Annotated in this window: 11 protein-coding genes, 1 tRNA gene and 2 pseudogenes; 5 read left to right on the top strand and 9 right to left on the bottom strand. The window is 61.2% G+C overall.

Annotation, left to right across the window (positions count from 1 at the left end):
- Positions 1-51: 51 nt before the first annotated feature.
- Genes OU997_RS08060 through arsS form a run of 5 tightly spaced genes read right to left on the bottom strand, consistent with a single transcriptional unit; the run spans position 52 to position 6228 of the window.
- Positions 52-759 (bottom strand): DUF3047 domain-containing protein, encoded by a 708-nt coding sequence (locus OU997_RS08060; RefSeq protein WP_267809597.1) that lies wholly within the window; start codon positions 757-759, stop codon positions 52-54.
- On the bottom strand, positions 756-2897 hold the full coding sequence (locus tag OU997_RS08055) for an FAD-dependent oxidoreductase (RefSeq protein ID WP_267809596.1): 2142 nt from the start codon (positions 2895-2897) through the stop codon (positions 756-758). The genes OU997_RS08060 and OU997_RS08055 overlap by 4 nt, the downstream gene beginning before the upstream one ends.
- Positions 2890-3858 (bottom strand): hypothetical protein, encoded by a 969-nt coding sequence (locus OU997_RS08050; RefSeq protein ID WP_267809595.1) that lies wholly within the window; start codon positions 3856-3858, stop codon positions 2890-2892. Before OU997_RS08050 ends, OU997_RS08055 begins: the two co-directional genes overlap by 8 nt.
- Complete coding sequence (locus OU997_RS08045) at positions 3858-5249, bottom strand: sodium:solute symporter family transporter (RefSeq protein ID WP_267809594.1); 1392 nt, start codon at positions 5247-5249, stop codon at positions 3858-3860. Before OU997_RS08045 ends, OU997_RS08050 begins: the two co-directional genes overlap by 1 nt.
- Before the next feature lie 10 nt (positions 5250-5259).
- Positions 5260-6228 carry an arsenosugar biosynthesis radical SAM (seleno)protein ArsS gene (gene arsS / locus OU997_RS08040; RefSeq protein WP_267809874.1) on the bottom strand — a complete coding sequence of 323 codons (969 nt, stop codon included), beginning with the start codon at positions 6226-6228 and terminating at the stop codon, positions 5260-5262.
- Positions 6229-6457: 229 nt separating this feature from the next.
- Here arsS and OU997_RS08035 point away from each other — a divergent pair.
- The 4 genes and pseudogenes from OU997_RS08035 to OU997_RS20980 all read left to right on the top strand — a co-directional run.
- A pseudogene (locus OU997_RS08035) lies at positions 6458-6727 on the top strand (BLUF domain-containing protein); the annotation flags it as partial.
- Between the two features lie 81 nt (positions 6728-6808).
- Positions 6809-9700: an EAL domain-containing protein gene (locus OU997_RS08030; protein WP_267809593.1), complete on the top strand. Its 2892-nt coding sequence runs from the start codon at positions 6809-6811 to the stop codon at positions 9698-9700.
- A gap of 511 nt (positions 9701-10211) precedes the next feature.
- A pseudogene (locus tag OU997_RS20985) lies at positions 10212-10484 on the top strand (methyl-accepting chemotaxis protein); the annotation flags it as partial.
- A gap of 6 nt (positions 10485-10490) precedes the next feature.
- Positions 10491-10883, top strand: a complete 393-nt coding sequence (locus OU997_RS20980) for a CZB domain-containing protein (protein WP_371920685.1) — start codon at positions 10491-10493, stop codon at positions 10881-10883.
- Between the two features lie 14 nt (positions 10884-10897).
- On the opposite strand, the gene OU997_RS08015 is transcribed toward OU997_RS20980, so the two are convergent.
- The 3 genes from OU997_RS08015 to gabD all read right to left on the bottom strand — a co-directional run bounded on the left by OU997_RS08015 (position 10898) and on the right by gabD (position 15428).
- Positions 10898-12124 carry an HDOD domain-containing protein gene (locus OU997_RS08015; protein ID WP_267809592.1) on the bottom strand — a complete coding sequence of 409 codons (1227 nt, stop codon included), beginning with the start codon at positions 12122-12124 and terminating at the stop codon, positions 10898-10900.
- 407 nt (positions 12125-12531) lie between these two features.
- Positions 12532-13812 (bottom strand): 4-aminobutyrate--2-oxoglutarate transaminase, encoded by a 1281-nt coding sequence (gabT, locus tag OU997_RS08010; protein ID WP_267809591.1) that lies wholly within the window; start codon positions 13810-13812, stop codon positions 12532-12534.
- A 167-nt stretch (positions 13813-13979) separates the two neighbouring features.
- Complete coding sequence (gene gabD / locus OU997_RS08005; protein WP_267809590.1) at positions 13980-15428, bottom strand: NADP-dependent succinate-semialdehyde dehydrogenase; 1449 nt, start codon at positions 15426-15428, stop codon at positions 13980-13982.
- Positions 15429-15740: 312 nt separating this feature from the next.
- On the opposite strand from gabD, the gene OU997_RS08000 reads away from it, so the two are divergent.
- A tRNA-Arg gene (locus OU997_RS08000) sits at positions 15741-15817 on the top strand.
- Between the two features lie 201 nt (positions 15818-16018).
- Here OU997_RS08000 and OU997_RS07995 read toward each other — a convergent pair.
- Positions 16019-17698 carry an ABC transporter ATP-binding protein gene (locus OU997_RS07995; RefSeq protein WP_267809589.1) on the bottom strand — a complete coding sequence of 560 codons (1680 nt, stop codon included), beginning with the start codon at positions 17696-17698 and terminating at the stop codon, positions 16019-16021.
- Positions 17699-17972 lie beyond the last annotated feature (274 nt).

Here is a 17972-nt window from a genome sequence, read left to right as displayed (position 1 = left end):
GTATCCATCATGAAAACGGGGCCCTTATGGTACTGGATGTGCTTAGCCCCGTTAGCGTTGCAACTGCGGCGCAGCAAAATAGCTGTGCGCCGATTCCCCGGTGTTGTCGCTGTCGGCGGCAAACACCACGCCGAGGATTTTGCGCGGTGCACTGCCGAAAGCGGCAATAGCGTCGGCGCGCAGGTCGCGCGATTCGCGCTGCCACTGCCCCAGTGGTGCTTCCGGGCCGCGCAGCACAAGCATTTCGACGGTATCGGTGTAGGCGCTACGCGCGTGGGTGCCCGGGGCCGCGCGGTTGTCCCAGACGTAACTGAGGGTCGCCGCCGGCAGGTCGGGGTCGAAGAAGGTGCGCGCCAGACGCAGCTTCTGCCGCGTGGCGAAGCTCAGCGAATCCAGCGGGTAATCGAGCAGTACATAAACGCGCGCGGCGTAGTCGTCGCCTTCTCGGGTGGCAAAACGGGCCTGATCCAAGGCCTGTTCGGTGCGCCATTGCCAGCTCAACTGCCAGGGTTGATCGCCGGGCAAATCGAGCGGATGAAGCAAACCACCCGCCGCCGCATCGGCCTTGATTTGCAGCACGGGCTGACCGTCCAGCTCTACCAGCGTGCGCACCGAGGGTTTCAGCTTGGGGATATCCGCCAGCTTCCACGGCGTTGACCATTCGCCCGCCGGTGGCCCGGCCGTCCATGGGTTCAGCACGTTTTCCGCCTGCGCCAGCGGGGCCAGCAACAGCGCGGCCAGCAGCCCGATGCGCCTCACTTAAGCCTCCAGGCATGAAAGCGCTGGACCAGGCGCAACAAGCCCTGCGGGGCATGCGCGCGCTTCCATTCACCGGCGGCGTATTTATTCGCCTCGCTCATGGTCGGGTAGCTGTGGATGGTGCCGAGAATCTTGTTCAGCCCGAGGTTGTACTTCATGGCCAGCACGTATTCGGTGAGCAATTCGCCGGCATGTTCGCCGACGATGGTCACGCCAAGAATCTGATCCTTGCCCGGCACGGTGAGTACTTTGACAAAGCCGTGGGCGGCCTCGTCGGCAATCGCGCGGTCGAGGTCGTCGATGCCGTAGCGCGTCACTTCATAGGCAATGCCCTTGGCCTGCGCTTCTGTCTCCGAGAGGCCGACGCGTGCCACTTCCGGGTCGGTGAAGGTGCAGTGCGGGATGACCCGGTAATCCACCTTGAAGCGTTTGAAGCTGCCAAACAGCGCATTCACCGCCGCGTACCAGGCTTGATGCGCCGCCACATGGGTGAATTGATAAGGCCCGGTGACATCGCCCACGGCGTAGACATTGGGCAGGCGCGTGGCCAAGTATTCGTCGGTTTCCAGGGTGCCGTTGGGGCGCAGGGTCAGGCCCAGCTCTTCAACGCCATAACCGCTGACATTGGCCACCCGGCCCAGCGCCAGCAGCAGGCCATCAAAGGCGATGGTCACTTCTTCGCCGGTGTCCTGACGGCGGGCAATCATGCGCTGCTCGCCGTTGACCACTTCAAAGCGTTCCGCCCGGTGTTGCAGGCGCACGTCGACGCCATCGGCCAGCAAACTGTTGAGCACCAGCGCGCTGGCGTCTGCGTCTTCACGCGGCAATAAGCGCTCGGCCAGTTCCACCTGAATCACCTGGCTGCCCAGGCGCTGAAATGCTTGCGCCAGCTCGCAGCCGATTGGCCCGCCGCCCAGCACCAGCAGCCAGCGCGGTTGTTCGCGCAGGCCCCAGATGGTGTCCGAGGTGTACGTGCGCACCTGATCCAGGCCCGGAATGCTCGGCACCAGCGGCCGTGCGCCAGCGGCGATAATCAGGTTGCGGCTGGTCAGGGTCTGGCCGTTGACCGCCACGCTCCAGGGCGAGAGGATTTTCGCCTGCCCCTGAATCACCTCAACGCCCAAGCCGGTGTAGCGTTCGACCGAGTCGTGCGGCTCGATGTCGGCAATCACCCGCTGCACCCGTTCCATCACCGCCGGGAAATCCACCGTGCCGTGCACAGCGCTAAACCCCAGCGCCGGGGCTTTCTTCAACTCATTGGCCAGCTTGGCTGAACGCAGCAGCGCCTTGGACGGCACGCAGCCGGTGTTCAGGCAGTCGCCGCCCATCTGGTGTTTTTCGATCAGGCTGACCTTGGCCTTCACCGCCGCCGCAATATAGGCGCTGACCAAACCACCGGCACCCGCGCCGATCACCAGCAGGTTGCGGTCGAAGGTCTTGGGTTTATCCCAACCGGCGTACACCCGCCGCGCCTGAATCAGGCCCAGCAGCTTGCGCGCGATCAGCGGGAATACGCCGAGCAGCACAAAGGCACCGAGCAGCCCCGGCGAAAGAATGCCGGCCAGCGAATCGAGCTTGCCCAGTTCACGCCCGGCGTTCACGAACACCAACGTGCCCGGCAGCATGCCCAGTTGGCTCACCCACCAGTAGGTGCGCGCTGGCAGCCGGGTCAGACCCATGGCCAGGTTGATCAAAAAGAACGGGAACACTGGCACCAGACGCAGGGCAAACAGATAAAACGCGCCTTCACGCTCAATGCCCGCATCAATACCCGCCAAGCGCTGCCCAAAGCGGCTCTGCACCCAGTCGCGCAGCAGAAAACGGCTGCTGAGCATGGCCAACGTGGCCCCCAGCGTCGAAGCGAACGACACCAGAATAAAACCTTCGAGCAGGCCGAATAGCGCACCGGCCAGCAGCGTCATCAACGCCGCACCGGGCAAGGACAATGCCGTGACCGCCACATAGGCGAGGAAGAACACCCCGGCCGCCAGCCAGGGCTGCGCCGTTACCTGGGCATTCAATGCAGCCTGCTGTGCTTTAAGCGCCTCCAGATTGAGGTACTGGCCAACGTCGAACACAAAGAAGCTGCCCAGCAAGGCGAGAATCACGCCCATCAAGGCCAATTTACGGCTATTCATCAGTCAGCGCCTCCAGAGCGCACAGGCTGTGGCACAGGCTAAAGCCGGCCAGTAGGGCATGCTGCGGCTGGTCGGCCACAGCACCCAAAATACGTGAACGGTAGGACAGTGCCGCCGGGCTGCCGGCTGGCCACTGGCGGTCGAAATCGGCGAGGAAGGCATCGTGGTCGTAGTTCAATGCAAGCGCCTCGATAAACACCCCGTCGCGCTCGGCACGGTAGAGCGCAGCCGGGTGGGGCGTACGGGCGATGCGGCTGACCAGGCCATAACGACCGCCGGCAAAGTTGCTCATGCCGGCCGCGCCGTTATTGATCAACGCGCCGTGCGTCAGGTTAAGCGCCACCGCCGCGCACGTATGGCTGGTGGCCAACACCTGAATGTTCTGCGCGGCGAACCATTGGTCCAGCTCGTGCTGACGCGCCGTCTCGCACAGCGATTCACGCGAACAACTCCAGCCAGCCAGAGACTGCTCGTCGCCATGGCTGATCGCCACGCGTTGCCCCGCCACGCTGACCACCGCCGTGCAGGGCCGTGTGGCCAAACATTGCGCCATGCCGGGGATGCCGTGCACGGTGCGCTTCAACTGCTGCTGGATGGCATTGGAGCGCTCGACCACGGCCTCATCCACGCTCATCGGGTAGGCGCAACCGCAGCCCGCGCCGCTGTCATCGGCACGACCCAGTTCGGTTTCAACATTGCCACGCAGCGCCAGATGGCCCGCAAGGCCCTGCTCAATCTGCTGAAAAATCGCAGCATCGGCGTCAAACCAGTGGGCATCGCCGTTGAATACCAGGCGCGCGCCCGGCTCACTGGCCACACGCTGCTGCAGGGCCGCCAAGGCCTGACGGTTGCCATACAGGCCACCGGCCACATACAGCGTGTCGCAGGCAAACAGCGGCTCAGCGGCAAAGGCCTCGCGCCGCAAACGGTAATCCAGCGGGCAATCGCGACCGGCGCGCATCAAGCTGTCCGTTGCGGGCGGCGCGACAACCAGCCCGGCAGCAGGTAGCCCAACACACAGAGGCCCAGGCCATACAGGTTGGTGCCCAGCAGCAGGGCGTACTTGCCGTCGCCGATGGCCCAGCTCTGCGGAATCCAGTTCAGGGTCAGGGCTACACCGAGGCCCAGACCGGTCCAGAAGCTCAGATGAAAACCCAGGCGGGTTGGCGTGGTCAGGCCATGCAGAACAAATACCGGGGCCAGGCCGATGACCATGGTGCCGCTGATGGTGGTGGCCTTGAGAATGTCGGTGCCGGCGATCATCGGCAGGTTACCCAGCAGGGCAAACACCACCATCACCGCCATCCCGACGCCAATGGCTTTCTGCCCGAGATCGCGGCCGGCCAGTTTTGGCAGCTCGCGGCCGACCAGTTTGGCCAGGCTGGAGAAGGTCGAGTCCAGGGTTGAGCCGGCGGCGGAGACCATCACCACGGTCATCAGCAACAGCGCGCCAATCCCCATGGTTTTCGCCAGCGCGGCCGGCACGTTGTCGGAAGCCGGCACACTCAGCAGTTGGGCATGCACGCCGATCAGGCTGAAGGCGAAAATGGCGATAAAACCGAGAATGCCGGCAATCAGGAAGGAGCGGCGCATGGACTTTTCTTCGCTGATAAAGCCGCGATCCGTCAGCACCGGGTCGTGGAAGCCATAGCTGAAGGCTTGCAAGCCGGCGACCAGCAGCAGGTCGACGCCAGCACTCAACGCCCAATGACTGGTGCTGGCCAACTCGCGGGGCGAGTGCTGCGGCAACACCATGCCCAGCACCCAGACCAGCGCAATGACGAAGATCGCCGCTTGCGCCGCGTCGGTAATGATCGAGCTGCGCAGCCCGCCGCGCAGGCTGTAGGCCAGGGTCACGGCGGTAAACAGCAGGGCGGCGGCGATAAATTCGAAGCTGCCCGAGTCACCGTAATAGCCGCCAACCACCGCGGTGTTGCTCCACACCTCGTTAAACAGGCGGATCAGGATCGCCGCCGAGAACGCCAGCGCTGCGCCACGGCCATAATGGCTGTTCAGGAAGCTCACCAGCCCGGTGGCCGCGTAACGGCGGCGCAGGCGGTAGATGACGAAACCGGTGAGCGGAATCGACAACCAGTACATGGCATACGCCAGGCCGCCGACCAGACCATAAGTGGCCCCCAGATTGGCGGCGTTGGTCACCGATTTGGCGAAGATCCAGCTGATAAAAATGCTGGAAGTGATTAACCACGGGCTGGCACTGCGGCCCTGGTTGTCCTCGCCATTGAAGAAGCCGCCGAGGGTCACCGCGCGCGGCGACAGCGCCAACATCAGCACGCCGTAGACCACAAGAAAACCCCAGAAAAACAGCCCGGTCAGACTGGTTGGTTGCATGCTTCGATCCTTAGGAAGTGAGTGAGCCGCCGCAGCTGGAACCCTGCCCAGCCGTACAGGCGTAACAATGATCACGGGTGACGATCGGGTTGCCATCCAGGCTGGCGCGCAGCAGGTCACGCAGGTGCGCGCGCTCGCGGCCGATCAGCTGGCCCTGCAACTGCAGCGGCAAATCGAGCATCTGGTTGAAGTCGCAGTCGTACAGGTAGCCCTGCCAGTCGACGCTGACCAGGCTGCGGCACATCAATGGTTCGAGGTTTTCCGGCCGGTAGCTGTCGCGCAACAGCTGCATGTAGCCGTTGAACTGGCCCTTGCTGACCAGGGTGCTGCCAAAGCGTGCAATCGGTTGATTGGTGATGGTCAGCAGGTGGTTGAAGACGATGCCGAAATCTTCGGCCAAACGGCGTTTGTAATCGGCTTCGAGCGCCGCTTGTGGCGGCGGCAGGCTTGGACCTTGTGGGTTGAACACCAGGTTGAGGATCAGGCCACTGCCCGGCTGGCCGTAACCCAGGGCATTGAGCTGTTGCAGGCCACGGATGCTGGCATCAAACACACCATCACCGCGCTGCTTGTCGACGTTATCGCGCGAGTAACAGGGCAGCGAGGCACTGATTTCCACACCTTGGTCGGCGAGAAACTGCGCCAGGCCTGCATACCCCGGCTCGCTGAGGATGGTCAGGTTGCAGCGGTCGATCACCCGCAGGCCTTCGCGGCGCGCGTGGCTGACGATCTCGCGAAAACGTGGGTGCATCTCCGGCGCACCGCCTGTGAGGTCGAGGGTGTGTACGGGGTGGGCGTCGATCACTTGATGCAACAACGCCAGGCTTTCATCGGTCATGGCCTCGGTGCGCGTCGGCCCGGCATTGACGTGACAATGCAGGCAGCGCTGGTTGCAGCGGTAGGTCAGGTTGATCTGCAGCGCTTCCAGTTGACCGCGGCGGATCGCCGGAAAGGCCAGTTGGTCGAGCAGGGGCAGCATGGCGTGCACGGTAGGATCCCTCTAAGGGTAGGCGGACTGATTGGGCGTCGTCGGCGTCTGGTCGCCACTATAGAGAGTGCTCGACTGCTTTTGTTACACAGGTGTAAACAAGAATTACGCCTTATAAGTTGTACAACACTTGTACAGGTATTGCACAATTACAGTCCTTGTCTTCTTTTACCGTCTTTGAGGGCTCGATCATGCTTGTACGCCTCACGAAGGCCCACGTAGCGAGGTGAATGCGCTGTACAACCGGCTGGCCGATGACAGTCGGCACAAAGACCTGACCATCCTCGACTACGCCGAAATCAACGTGCGCCGCTACAGCACCTGGAGCATGGGCTGGGCCGGTGCCAAGCAGGCGAATCGCGAGTTGTTTCTGAAATATTCGGCCAGTGATCGTTTTGATCCTTTCAACATGAGCGCGGAGCAAATTACCGGTCTGCTGCTGGAGCTGAGTGAGACCGTCAGCGCAATCAAAACGCCAGTTCTCAGCTAGAATTCCAGAGCGTCAACTCGCCCAGGCGAGCCGTGTTCACCCTGAGCCCTGGCGCACCTCGCAGTAGATAGAGGCGCCAGGATGCTTCGTCGGTTCAACCTTCCCTTTCTGCTTGTGCTGCTCAGCGTTGTCCTGGGCAGCAATGCCGTGGATGCGTCGATACCGATGCTGACGCTGAAGGCCGAGCAGTTGACGCAGCCGGTCGCGGTGCCCGCCAGCCTGGTGCTGGAAGATCGCACGGGCAACCTGAGCGCTGGTGAAGTGCAGCAGTTGATCGAACGCGACGGCGCGCTGGTACGCGGTGTACCGCGCCTGGGGTATTCGGCGAGTGCCTGGTGGCTGGCTTTTCGCCTCGATGCGCCGGTGGCCGTGCAGCTGGAGTTGATCATCGATCGACCCTTTCTTGACGACATCGAGGTCTGGCTGTACGACCGGGATCGTCTGATCGCGCCCTTCTACAGTGGTGATCACCGGCCTTTCCTGCAGCGGGGTGAGCCAACTCCGCACTTCATGTTTAGTTTGCCTCGCCTCGGCCAGGGGCCGCATACGTTGCTGTTGCGCGTGCAAAGTGGTTCAGCAGTGAGCGTGCCCATGCAGTTGGTGGCGGCCGAGCAGAGTGCTGTGCTACTGGCTGAGCACTGGATGCGCAGTGGTCTGCTGCTGGGTGCCCTGCTCAGCCTGACGCTGTTTTTCCTGGTCAAATTCAGCACCCTGCGCGAGCCGCCGCTGGTGTGGTTCTGCCTGACAGTGGCGAGTGTGGCGCTGTACAACGCTAGTCTGCATGGTGTTATCAGTCTGCTGGGGCAGCAGTGGACCTGGTTATCGGCCCAGCTGGCCAACCTGGCCAATCCCGGCATGCTGATTTTCAGCAGCCTGTTCCTGGCCAGCGCGTTGCAGCTTGAATTAGGCCGCGTGCGCTACCTGCGCAATGTCCTGTTTGCGGCCACCTTGTTGGTGTGTGGCTGGACCATCATCAGCTATGGCCATTACCGCGCTTACCAGGCGCTGAACGTGCTGATCCTGCTGACCGGGGCGTTCCAGCTGTTGCTGCTGCTGCTCGGGTTGCGTCAGCGGCGACCTTACGCCGTCGGTTACCTGCTGTGCTGGTCTTCGGCGTTGCTGCTGATGCTGCTGGTGCCGCTGGGGCGCAGTGGGGTGATTCCGTTGCCGTCGGGCTTCGATTACATGCACGCCTACTTGCCGGTGCTGAGTATGCTGCTGTTTGGTGGCATCCTCGATAAACAGCTGGAGCAGATCCGTCGCGCTCTGCTCGAGAGCAAGGCCCAGGCGCTGGGTAATCTGCAGCAGTATCAGGCGTTGTTCAGCAGCAGTGGTGAGGGCATTTTCCGCTGTACCCGCAGCGGCACGCTGATTGAGGCCAATCCGAGTTTTCTCGCCCTGCTGGGATTGGCGCAGGTGAACGCGGATATGTCCATGCAGCAGCTGTTGGGCGCTGAACACTGGGCGGCGCAAGTTTCGCAGTTGCACGGCGAGCAGCCCGCGATCAGTCAGGAATGCCAGATGCACGGTCTGGATGGGCAGAGCCGTTGGGTGTATCTAGCGTTGCATCTGCGTTCGACCCAGGATTGCATCGAAGGCATCGTGGTTGACCTCAGCGAACGTCGCGCCCTGGAAGAGCGCCTGCAGTACCTGGCCGCGCATGATTCGCTGACCGGTTTGCTCAATCGCCGCGAACTGGAACGTCTGTTGCGCGAAAGCCTTCAGGGCGAGGATGCGCGCCGGTTCAGTCACTTGCTTAGTCTGGATCTGGATCAGTTCAAGCAGGTCAACGATCTGTGTGGCCACTCGGCGGGCGATCAGCTGCTGCGTCAGCTCTCCAGCCAGCTGCGCCATCACCTGCCGCACGCCGCCGAGTTGGCGCGCCTGGGCGGTGATGAGTTCGCCGTGTTGCTGCGCGATGCCGACAACCCGACAGCGCTGGCGCACGCAGAAGCCCTGCGCCAATGTGTTGAGCAATTTGTCTTCACCTGGAAGGGACGCCCCTTCCGCGTGCAGGCCAGCGTCGGCTTGCTGGCACTCAACCATGCGGTGACCGACTGGGAAACCGCGCTGAACTGGGCCGACAGCGCCAGCCAACGGGCCAAGCACCTGGGCCGCAATCAGGTGCAGCAGTTCAACCCCGAAGACGGCCAACTGCTCGAACACCAACGCCAGTTGCAGTGGATCACCCGCCTGCGTGAGGCGATCGAACAAGGCCACTTCGAGCTGTTCTATCAGCCGGTGATGGCGCTGCAACAGCCAGCCTGCGGGCTGCACTATGAAGTGTTGCTGCGCTACCGCGACCCGCAGACTGGCGCATGGGTCAGCCCCGGACAGTTTCTCGACGCTGCTGAACGTTATGGCTTTCTCGGTGCCATCGACCGCTGGGTGGTCACTCACCTGCTGCAGTGGCTGGCGGACAACCCCCTGCACCTGGCGCAGCTCGAGCAGGTCAACCTCAACCTGACAGCCAGCTCACTGCTCAACGTGCACTTCCACGAACTGTTGGAGCAGGAGCTGCAGCGGCACAACCTGCCCGCGCACAAACTGTGCATTGAAGTCACGGAAATGGTCGCCCTGGGCGAGCTGGGCGTTTCGGCACAATGGATTACGCAACTGCGCCGCATGGGCCTGAAGGTGGCACTGGATGACTTCGGCAGCGGTTTTGCGTCCTACGCCTACCTGCGCCATTTGCCGCTGGATATTTTGAAAATCGACGGCAGTTTTATCCTGCAACTGGAGAGCGACCCGATCAATCAGGCCATGGTCGGCTCCATGCAACAGATCGCCCAGCAACTGGGCCTGCGAACCGTGGCTGAATTTGTCGAAACCCAGGCCAGCCTCGACTGCGTGCACCGCCTTGGTCTGGACTATGCTCAGGGTTACGTCATCGGCCATCCGCAACCACTGTCCAAGCTGAGCGATGGACACCTGACGGACACGCAGTTGCACCTGCCGCTTGATCCACGCTGATACGGCTCAACCTTTGTTGGAATAAGCCGAAATACAGGATACAACCGGCCGTGCCGGATGTTTTCTCCTGCCTTCCCTTGGAGTTCTGTGCACCATGTTCGACAGTAAATGGCGTTTGCGTTGTGAAAGTCTGGAGCAGGAAGTCAGCCGCCTGAATCAGGAAAAATCGGCCATGCAGCGCGAGCTGGATGAGCTGCGTAGCCTGACTCAGCAAAACCAGCAAGAACGCGATGCACTCAATGGCGTAACGCGTTACCAGCACGAACTGCACGGCAAACTGGCGCGCTTTGAAGACTCGCTGTCACAAACCCGTGACGGGGTGGTGGCGCAGGCTGACCAGCTCAGTCGCGAAGTCAGCAAACTCGAACAAAACAGCGGCATCTTCCAACAGACCTCGGCCCTGCTCGGCGGCTTTTCTGAGTCGCTCAGCAGCATGGCCGTGCAAGGTGTCAGCAGCGTACAAAGCGTTGATCTGCTGCAACAGCGGGTCAGCGAGATCAGTCGGATTGTCGAGCTGATCAAAGCCATTTCCGACCAAACCAACCTGCTGGCGTTGAACGCTGCCATCGAAGCCGCCCGCGCGGGCGAGCAAGGCCGTGGTTTTGCCGTGGTCGCCGACGAGGTGCGCGCACTGGCGCAACGCACCAGCCAGGCCACGCAGGAAATCAGCACATTGGTAGGCAGCATCAATCAGGAAACCGACAGCGCCAGCCGTTCCATCGGCAGCCTGTCGAGTGAAGCCACGCGGCTGTCCGGGGATGTATCGCGCTCAGCCCAGACCCTGGATGAAATGGTCGTGCTCGGCGAACACATGACCCAGCTGATTGAAGCCATTGCTCTGGGCTCGTTCTGCGAGGCGGTCAAACTCGATCACCTGCTGTTCAAGCTCACGGTGTACCAGCGCCTGTTTCTGCAAGACAGCAACACCCAACTCAGCAGCCACACCAGCTGCCGCCTGGGCCAGTGGTACCAGAGCAGCGACACCCATGCGCGTTACGCCAAACAACGCAGTTTCCAGCAGCTGGATCAGCCGCACCGCGTGGTGCACGAAAGTGGCCACGAAGCGCTGCAGGCGGCACAAGGCAGAGACTGGAGCAAAGTGCTGCGCGCCGTCACGGAAATGGAGCGGGCAAGCATGGACGTCAACGCGATCATTTCCGACCTGGCCGCCAAGGATCTCTGACCGTTCAGCCCGGCTTACGCCATTGCCAGCGCCTGAGCATCCGCCGGGCGCGGCAGCGGCAGCCGTTTAAGCAAGCCGGCATCCAGGCGCAACAGCCGTGCACACCGGCTGTCGAGCAACTCGTGGGGGTGCCGGTCGCCCAGATTAAGCAGCTCGTTGACCAGATTGAGGATCACCGCCTCGCGACTGAACACGCCGCTGCCCAAGCTGTAGAACGCCGCAATCAGCTCGCGCAAACCAATCGGCAAACGCCACTGAATGCGCAGGGCCGAGCCAAAACCGGCGGCGCGGCGACTCATCTGCAGCGCAATCGCTTCATCGTCTAATTCGCCTCCGCCATCCAGCCAATCCTGCAGGCTGCGCAACAAAGCCAGCTCACCGATGTTGTGCAGCAAACCGGCGGTAAAACACAGCTCGGCATCCAGATGCAGTTCATTGGCCAACCAGTGCGCCAGATCGGCGCTCTGTTCAGTGTGCGCATAAACCGCTTGGGCCAGGCTCGCCAGACGCGGGTCTTTGAGTTGCACATTGCGCTGAATGGCCAGCCCCAGCACCAGGTTAAGCGTATGTGCCACACCCAGACGCGGCAGCGCCTGACGCAAGGTCTGGCAAGGTGCGCCCTGATGCTGGGCGGCGCTGTTGGCTGCTGCAATCAGGCGCGCGGTGATCTGCGGCTCGCGGCTAAACAAGCGCTCCAACTGGCGCAGGTCATAGTCTTCACCGTTCATGCAGCGGCTGACGGCATCGCGAACCTCGGCCAGCAAGGGCGCACCCTGACCTTCTTCGCGCCGCCCATTGAGGTAGTCATCCAGGCTGTTGGTGGGCCGCACCGGTGCGTTCGATGCGGCTTTAGCACTGCCGAGTAGCGTTTGTAAGCGCTGACGCAATTTTTCGGCATTGAAGGGTTTGGCGAGGTAAGCCGCTGGCGCCAGTGGCCGCGCAGCGCGCACGCTGTGAACATCGAGACGCCCGCTGATCAGCACGAAGGGCAATTGGGCACCGCGCGGCAGGCGACGCAACTGGCGCAGCAACGCCAAACCGTCCACCCCCGGTAACTCGCCGTCAGCGATGACCAACGCCGGCCAGCGTTTCTGACAATGCGCCAAAGCCGCTTCGCCGTCGCTGGCCACGTGAATGCGCGCATCAGGCCTGACATCGCGCACCAGTTGCAGGAGCAGATCGGCCGTCCAGGGTTCCGCCTCAGCAATCAGAACGTGCAACGCTTTGGCCGAAGACGGCATGAACACCTCAAACAGGGCAATCGCACAATGATGGCACAGACCGAAGGGCGCGCAGTGTAAGCATTCGAGGCTTAAAGCCACTGTTAGCCGACCCGCAGCTGATGGAGGGATCAACTATTAGCATGCCTGCAATGCCCATTCTAGAGCGGCTAAAGTATTAAATGAGAAGGCTTTTCAGTCTATTGACTTGGATCAGCGGCGAGCTTTTTGCCAGTGCCAGAGAGGCGTCGGTTAGGCTCAACGCCAACCTCCGTGGCTGAGCGCGCCATCGAATCTATCGCCGCTAAAGCGCCTCCCACGCATGGCTGTTGCCTGCACGGGTGCGAGTTGTGCCACGCGTTGTGGCCGCGACGGGCTGAAATGCACAAAACCCGCCGAAGCGGGTTTTGTGGGTCACGCACTGAGGCTTAGGTCAGTTCGTCGAAGCACTCGGCGATGATCGCCAGGCCACGGTCGAGCAGTGCGTCTTCAGCGGTCAGCGGCACCAGCACGCGCAAGACGTTGCCGTAAGTACCGCACGACAGCAGGATCAAGCCCTTCTCACGCGCCTTGGCCACGATCTGCCCGGTCAGCGCGGCGTTGGGCTTATGCACGTCGCCACCTTCGCACAGTTCCATGGCAATCATGGCGCCGAGGGCACGCACTTCGCCGATGCTGGTGTGCTTGGCCTGAATGGCTTTCAGGCCGGTAACTAGGCGCTCGCCCACGGCCTTGCAGCGGTCCAGCAGCTTCTCTTCCTCGAATACATCCATCACCGCCAACGCTGCGGCGCAGGCCAGCGGGCTGCCGGCGTAAGTGCCGCCCAGACCGCCAGGGGCGATGGCGTCCATGTATTCCGCCTTGCCGCACACGCCCGCCACCGGGAAACCGCCGGCGATGGATTTGGCGAAGGTGGTCAGGTCGGCGGCGACGCCCATCTGTTCCATGGCGAAGAAGGTGCCGGTACGCCCGGCACCGGTCTGCACTTCGTCGGCGATCAGCAGGATGCCGTGCTGATCACACAGGGCGCGCAGGCGCTGCATAAAGTCTTTCGGCGCGACGTAGAAACCACCCTCGCCTTGCACCGGCTCGATGATGATCGCGGCGATGTCACGTGGTTCGGCGTCGTTCTTGAAGATACGCTCGATGCTGGCGATCGCATCATCGCTGCTCACGCCGTGCAGTTCGCACGGGTACTGGGCGCGGAAGATGCCGCCCGGCATCAGGCCCATGCCGGCCGAGTAGGGTACGACTTTACCGGTCAGGCCCAGGGTCATCATGGTGCGGCCGTGGTAGCCGCCGGTGAAAGCGATCACGCCCGCACGGCCGGTCGCAGCGCGAGCGATTTTGATCGAGTTCTCGACCGCTTCGGAGCCGGTGGTGACCAGCAGGGTTTTCTTGGCGAAGTCGCCTGGCACGCGTGCGTTAACTTTCTCGCACAGTTCAACGTACGGCTCATACGCCAGCACCTGGAAGCAGGTGTGGGTCAGCTTGGTCAGTTGTTCTTGCACCGCTGCCACCACTTTCGGGTGCAGGTGACCGGTGTTGAGCACGGCGATGCCGCCGGCGAAGTCGATAAACTCGCGGCCTTCGACGTCGGTGACGGTGGCGTTCTTCGCCGACTCGGCAAAGATCGGGTGGATCTGGCCCACGCCGCGCGGAACGGCAGCGGTGCGGCGTTGCATCAAAGATTCGTTGGTCTTGCTCATAAAGTCCTCATTCGCCGGTCAATCTCGGCGTGGTTCAAGGATGTGTCACCGGCGGCTTGGCAGTATTCGATGATCGACTGCCCCAACACACCCGGCCACAGCTATGTCCATATACATGCAGAAGACGCAGCGCTCTCGTGCGCCTCCTGCGGGGTTACTTCGCCAGGTTACACGCCCAGGCAGAGGTATTTGATTTCCAGGTAGTCCTCAATGCCGTACTTCGAGCCTTCGCGGCCGAGGCCAGAGGCTTTCACACCGCCGAACGGTGCCACTTCATTGGAGATCAACCCGGTGTTAACGCCGACCATACCGTATTCCAGGGCTTCGGCCACACGGAACACACGGCCCAGGTCACGGGCGTAGAAATACGAAGCCAAACCGAACTCGGTGTCGTTGGACATGGCGATCACCTCGGCCTCGTCCTTGAAACGGAACAGCGGCGCCAGCGGGCCAAAGGTTTCCTCCTTGGCGACGGCCGCGTTGTTCGGCACATCCACCAGAATGGTCGGCTCAAAGAAACTGCCGCCCAGCGCGTGCGGCTTGCCGCCCGTGAGCACGCGTGCGCCTTTGCTGACCGCGTCTTCAATATGCTCCTGCACCTTGGCCATGGCCTTGGCATCGATCAGCGGGCCGGTGGTGATGCCGTTGTCCAGACCATTACCGATCTGCAGCTTGGCCACCGCAGCGGCCAGTTTTTCGGCGAAGGCGTCATACACGCCGTCCTGAATGTACAGGCGGTTGGCACACACGCAGGTTTGGCCGTTGTTGCGGTATTTGGAAATCAGCGCGCCTTCAACGGCTTTATCCAGGTCGGCGTCGTCGAACACGATAAACGGTGCGTTGCCGCCCAACTCCAGCGACACCTTCTTGATGTCCTTGGCGCATTCGGCCATCAGTTGGCGACCGATTTCAGTGGAGCCGGTGAAGCTCAGCTTGCGCACGATCGGGTTGCTGGTCAGCTCGCCGCCCACTTCGCCGGCGCTGCCGGTGACCACGCTCAACACGCCTTTCGGAATACCGGCACGCTCAGCCAACGCAACCAGTGCCAGCGCGGAGAACGGCGTTTGCGACGCCGGCTTGATCACCATGGTGCAACCTGCGGCCAGTGCCGGGCCGGCTTTACGGGTGATCATCGCCGCCGGGAAGTTCCAAGGCGTGATGGCCGCAGTTACACCGATTGGCTGCTTGATCACGATCAGGCGCTTGTCCGGCTGGTGGCCCGGAATCACGTCACCGTACACACGCTTGGCTTCTTCGGCGAACCACTCAATAAAGGACGCCGCGTAGGCAATCTCGCCCTTGGCTTCGGCCAGCGGCTTGCCTTGCTCCAGCGTCATCAGACGGCCGAGGTCGTCCTGATTTTCGATCAGCAGTTCAAACCAGCGACGCAGTTTGTTCGAGCGCTCTTTGGCCGTCAGTGCACGCCAAGCCGGCAAGGCACGGTCGGCCGCTTCAATGGCGCGACGGGTTTCGGCGGTGCCCATTTTCGGCACGCTGCCGATGATTTCACCGGTGGCCGGGTTGTTGACCTGAATGGTCTGGCCGCTGTCCGCGTCCAGCCAAACACCGTCGATAAACGCCTGCTGGCGAAACAGCTGGGTGTCTTTCAGTTGCATGGCAGTCTCCTAAAACCCGACACCCAGGCATCGGTACAGGTTATCGAATGCGCCGCATGGCCGCGTCGCAAAGGCTTGTTCGCTCGGCTCATGCGTGTGCAACGGTTTTGTGCATGAGCGTTTGAAATCTCAAACGAATCCTAGGGTCATGAGGGGTAAAGGGCAAGAGCCTGTTCGAAAAAATTAACGCCTAATCACGCTTATTCAAGCCTTTATGCTGAAAAGCCCCGCACTAGCCTGACCGTGCAGAATCACGAACAAGGCACCAGCATGGACGCCTGCCAGCGACATGCGTATGATTGCGCCCGCGCTGCACCAGTAGCTCAGCTGGATAGAGTACTGCCCTCCGAAGGCAGGGGTCGTGGGTTCGAATCCCGCCTGGTGCGCCATATAAAACAAGGGCTTAGGTGAAAACCTAGGCCCTTTTTGTTTTGGCCTGTGGCTAAACCGTGCCTCTAAGGTCTGGGCCTTGTAACGGCCTTACACGCGTCTGCGTAGTGGCCTCAAACAGGGTCATAGACCGTTAGCCCTTCTTGTTCCAGAGCTGTACTTCTCTTCCGTCAATCGATGACTCGCGCAAGCGGCTATTTTCAGGCTCGTTCATGAAGCCCAGAGGGCGGTTGTGGCTCAGGAACAAACTCATGCAGCGCCCCGTCTGCCAACTGGAGGGTGCGGTCCATGTAGCGTAACGCGGCCAGTCGGTGGGTGATCAGCAATACAGCTAGCTCTGGCCTGGCCGAGCGCAAGGCTTGTAAAAATTGATGTTCCGTCAACTGATCCAGGGAAGCAGTCGCTTCGTCAAGAATCAGCAGATCATGGGAATGCAGGAGTGCGCGGGCAAGACCGATACGCTGCCGTTCTCCACTTGAAATGCGTTGTTCAAAAACCTCAACTGGAGTGTCCAGTCCGTTCGGGAAACGCTTTACCAAGGCTTCAAGCCCCGTAATATTCAGGGCATTCATCAGGTGCTCATCGGTGCAGCCCGTGCCGAGGAAAGCCAGGTTCTCGCGCAAGGTTCCGGGGAGCAGTGTGGTAAAGGCGCCTATGTAGCCTATGTAGCCTATGTAGCCTATAGAGCCGTGTTCGCGCTGAGTGTGGAACCACTGTATGCACCCGGCCGTGGGTTTTAACTCGCCAATGAGCAGGTCCACCAGAGTGGATTTCCCCGCGCCGGATTGACCGACCAACCCGACCCAATCGCTTTTGTGCATGTGCATCTTCAGGTTGGCGATCACCTTTTGCTCGGCCTGCGGGTACTGAAAATTCAGGGCTTCGCAGCTCATTAAAAGCTGGGGTAGGGATTGGCAAGGTTCGACGTGAGTGTGCACCTCAGGTGGTGACGGATTGGCTGCGGCTATCTGCTCAAAAAATGGTCGCGAGAATTTAATCGTGAGCAGGCTAAACGAGATTCGGCGCAAGCCCGGTATCAGCCTTAAACCCACGGCAGCAAAGAGCACCAGCGGATGAAGATCTGCCTGCCAGGTGGTCTCACTGGCAATCAGCACCGCGCCGCCCAGAATCGAAAGGAGTAATAGCTCTATGACGGGTGACTGGATATCCATCAGCGTTCGCTCGCGCGCGGTTTCTCTGGCGAAGCGCTTTGCAACGGGAAGATAGCCACCTAATACTGCGGGCAACCGGCGGTAGAGGCGGATTTCGCGCAAGCAGGCGACGCTGTCGGAAACCCAGCGCTGCATCAATATTTGGGGCTTACTGCTGCGTCCCAATCGGTAGGGCGTGAGGTATTTTGACAGCACGCTGCCCGCCGCTACTGCAGCCAATAAGGCCGCGATCATTATGACGGTCGCCAGTGGTTCGAATATCAGCAACACACCCAGCAGAACACTGATCACCATTAGCTCGGTGAGCAACTCGAGGCTGGGCAGTACCGTCCCCATGACAATCTTGGGTACCAGGTAGTTGACGGCAACGTTGCTGCCTTGAGTGTGCAGTTCGATGCGCTGAGGAGCCTCGCGCGTCAGCTCCCGCTCAAAAACCTTCATGGAGATCAGCAGCGTCCAGGCGTCGATAAGCTGGCCACGGATACCCGACAGCACAGGTGCAAGCACGCCCTTGCACAGGATCAATATCGCCAGGAGCAGCATCACTGGCGATACCCAGGTGCCTGCTAGAGCATTCCATTGCTCCTCCGCCAGTGCGTACCAACCTGCAGGGTTTCTGCCCATGGGAAGCAGCACGCCAAGTAACGCGGCAACCAGCAGAGCAGATAAAGCGTCCAGCGCAGCTTTACCTAACAGCAGAAGCGCCATTGAGGCAATGCTTGCTGAGCGTGCCCCGCATTGCCTGACAAACGCCAATGCTCGCAGAGGAACGCTAAAAATTGGCAAAAATTCTTGGTTATTCATTGGCTTAAAAAGATTAAAGACTTGGTTAGATCCACGATGCACTCATGGGCAATTCGCGTACCAGAAAATAAAACCCGCAATCACAGTCGGTCAGCAAACGAGTGCCATCTTCCAACTGCTCAGCGTTGTGGCTGTGGGTCGTACATGATCAATGCTTAAGTGCTAAACAGCGGTTCAA

It is taken from the genome of Pseudomonas sp. SL4(2022) (assembly GCF_026625725.1).
Classification (GTDB): domain Bacteria; phylum Pseudomonadota; class Gammaproteobacteria; order Pseudomonadales; family Pseudomonadaceae; genus Aquipseudomonas.
The sequence above is the reverse complement of the archived record's forward strand: the minus strand, read 5'-3'. Positions and strand labels throughout refer to the sequence as shown.

What these genes read in the sequence shown, in the direction of transcription:
- arsS (WP_267809874.1), bottom strand. Translation starts at nt 6,228, where the DNA reads ATGCTGCCCCTGCTCGACCAACTGGCCTTTCCGGCGATCCGCCGCGGT.
- OU997_RS08015 (WP_267809592.1), bottom strand. Translation starts at nt 12,124, where the DNA reads ATGCCGTCTTCGGCCAAAGCGTTGCACGTTCTGATTGCTGAGGCGGAA.
- gabT (WP_267809591.1), bottom strand. Translation starts at nt 13,812, where the DNA reads ATGAGCAAGACCAACGAATCTTTGATGCAACGCCGCACCGCTGCCGTT.
- OU997_RS08050 (WP_267809595.1), bottom strand. Translation starts at nt 3,858, where the DNA reads ATGCGCGCCGGTCGCGATTGCCCGCTGGATTACCGTTTGCGGCGCGAG.
- OU997_RS08055 (WP_267809596.1), bottom strand. Translation starts at nt 2,897, where the DNA reads ATGAATAGCCGTAAATTGGCCTTGATGGGCGTGATTCTCGCCTTGCTG.
- gabD (WP_267809590.1), bottom strand. Translation starts at nt 15,428, where the DNA reads ATGCAACTGAAAGACACCCAGCTGTTTCGCCAGCAGGCGTTTATCGAC.
- OU997_RS20980 (WP_371920685.1), top strand. Translation starts at nt 10,491, where the DNA reads ATGGTCGTGCTCGGCGAACACATGACCCAGCTGATTGAAGCCATTGCT.
- OU997_RS08030 (WP_267809593.1), top strand. Translation starts at nt 6,809, where the DNA reads ATGCTTCGTCGGTTCAACCTTCCCTTTCTGCTTGTGCTGCTCAGCGTT.
- OU997_RS08045 (WP_267809594.1), bottom strand. Translation starts at nt 5,249, where the DNA reads ATGCAACCAACCAGTCTGACCGGGCTGTTTTTCTGGGGTTTTCTTGTG.
- OU997_RS07995 (WP_267809589.1), bottom strand. Translation starts at nt 17,698, where the DNA reads ATGGCGCTTCTGCTGTTAGGTAAAGCTGCGCTGGACGCTTTATCTGCT.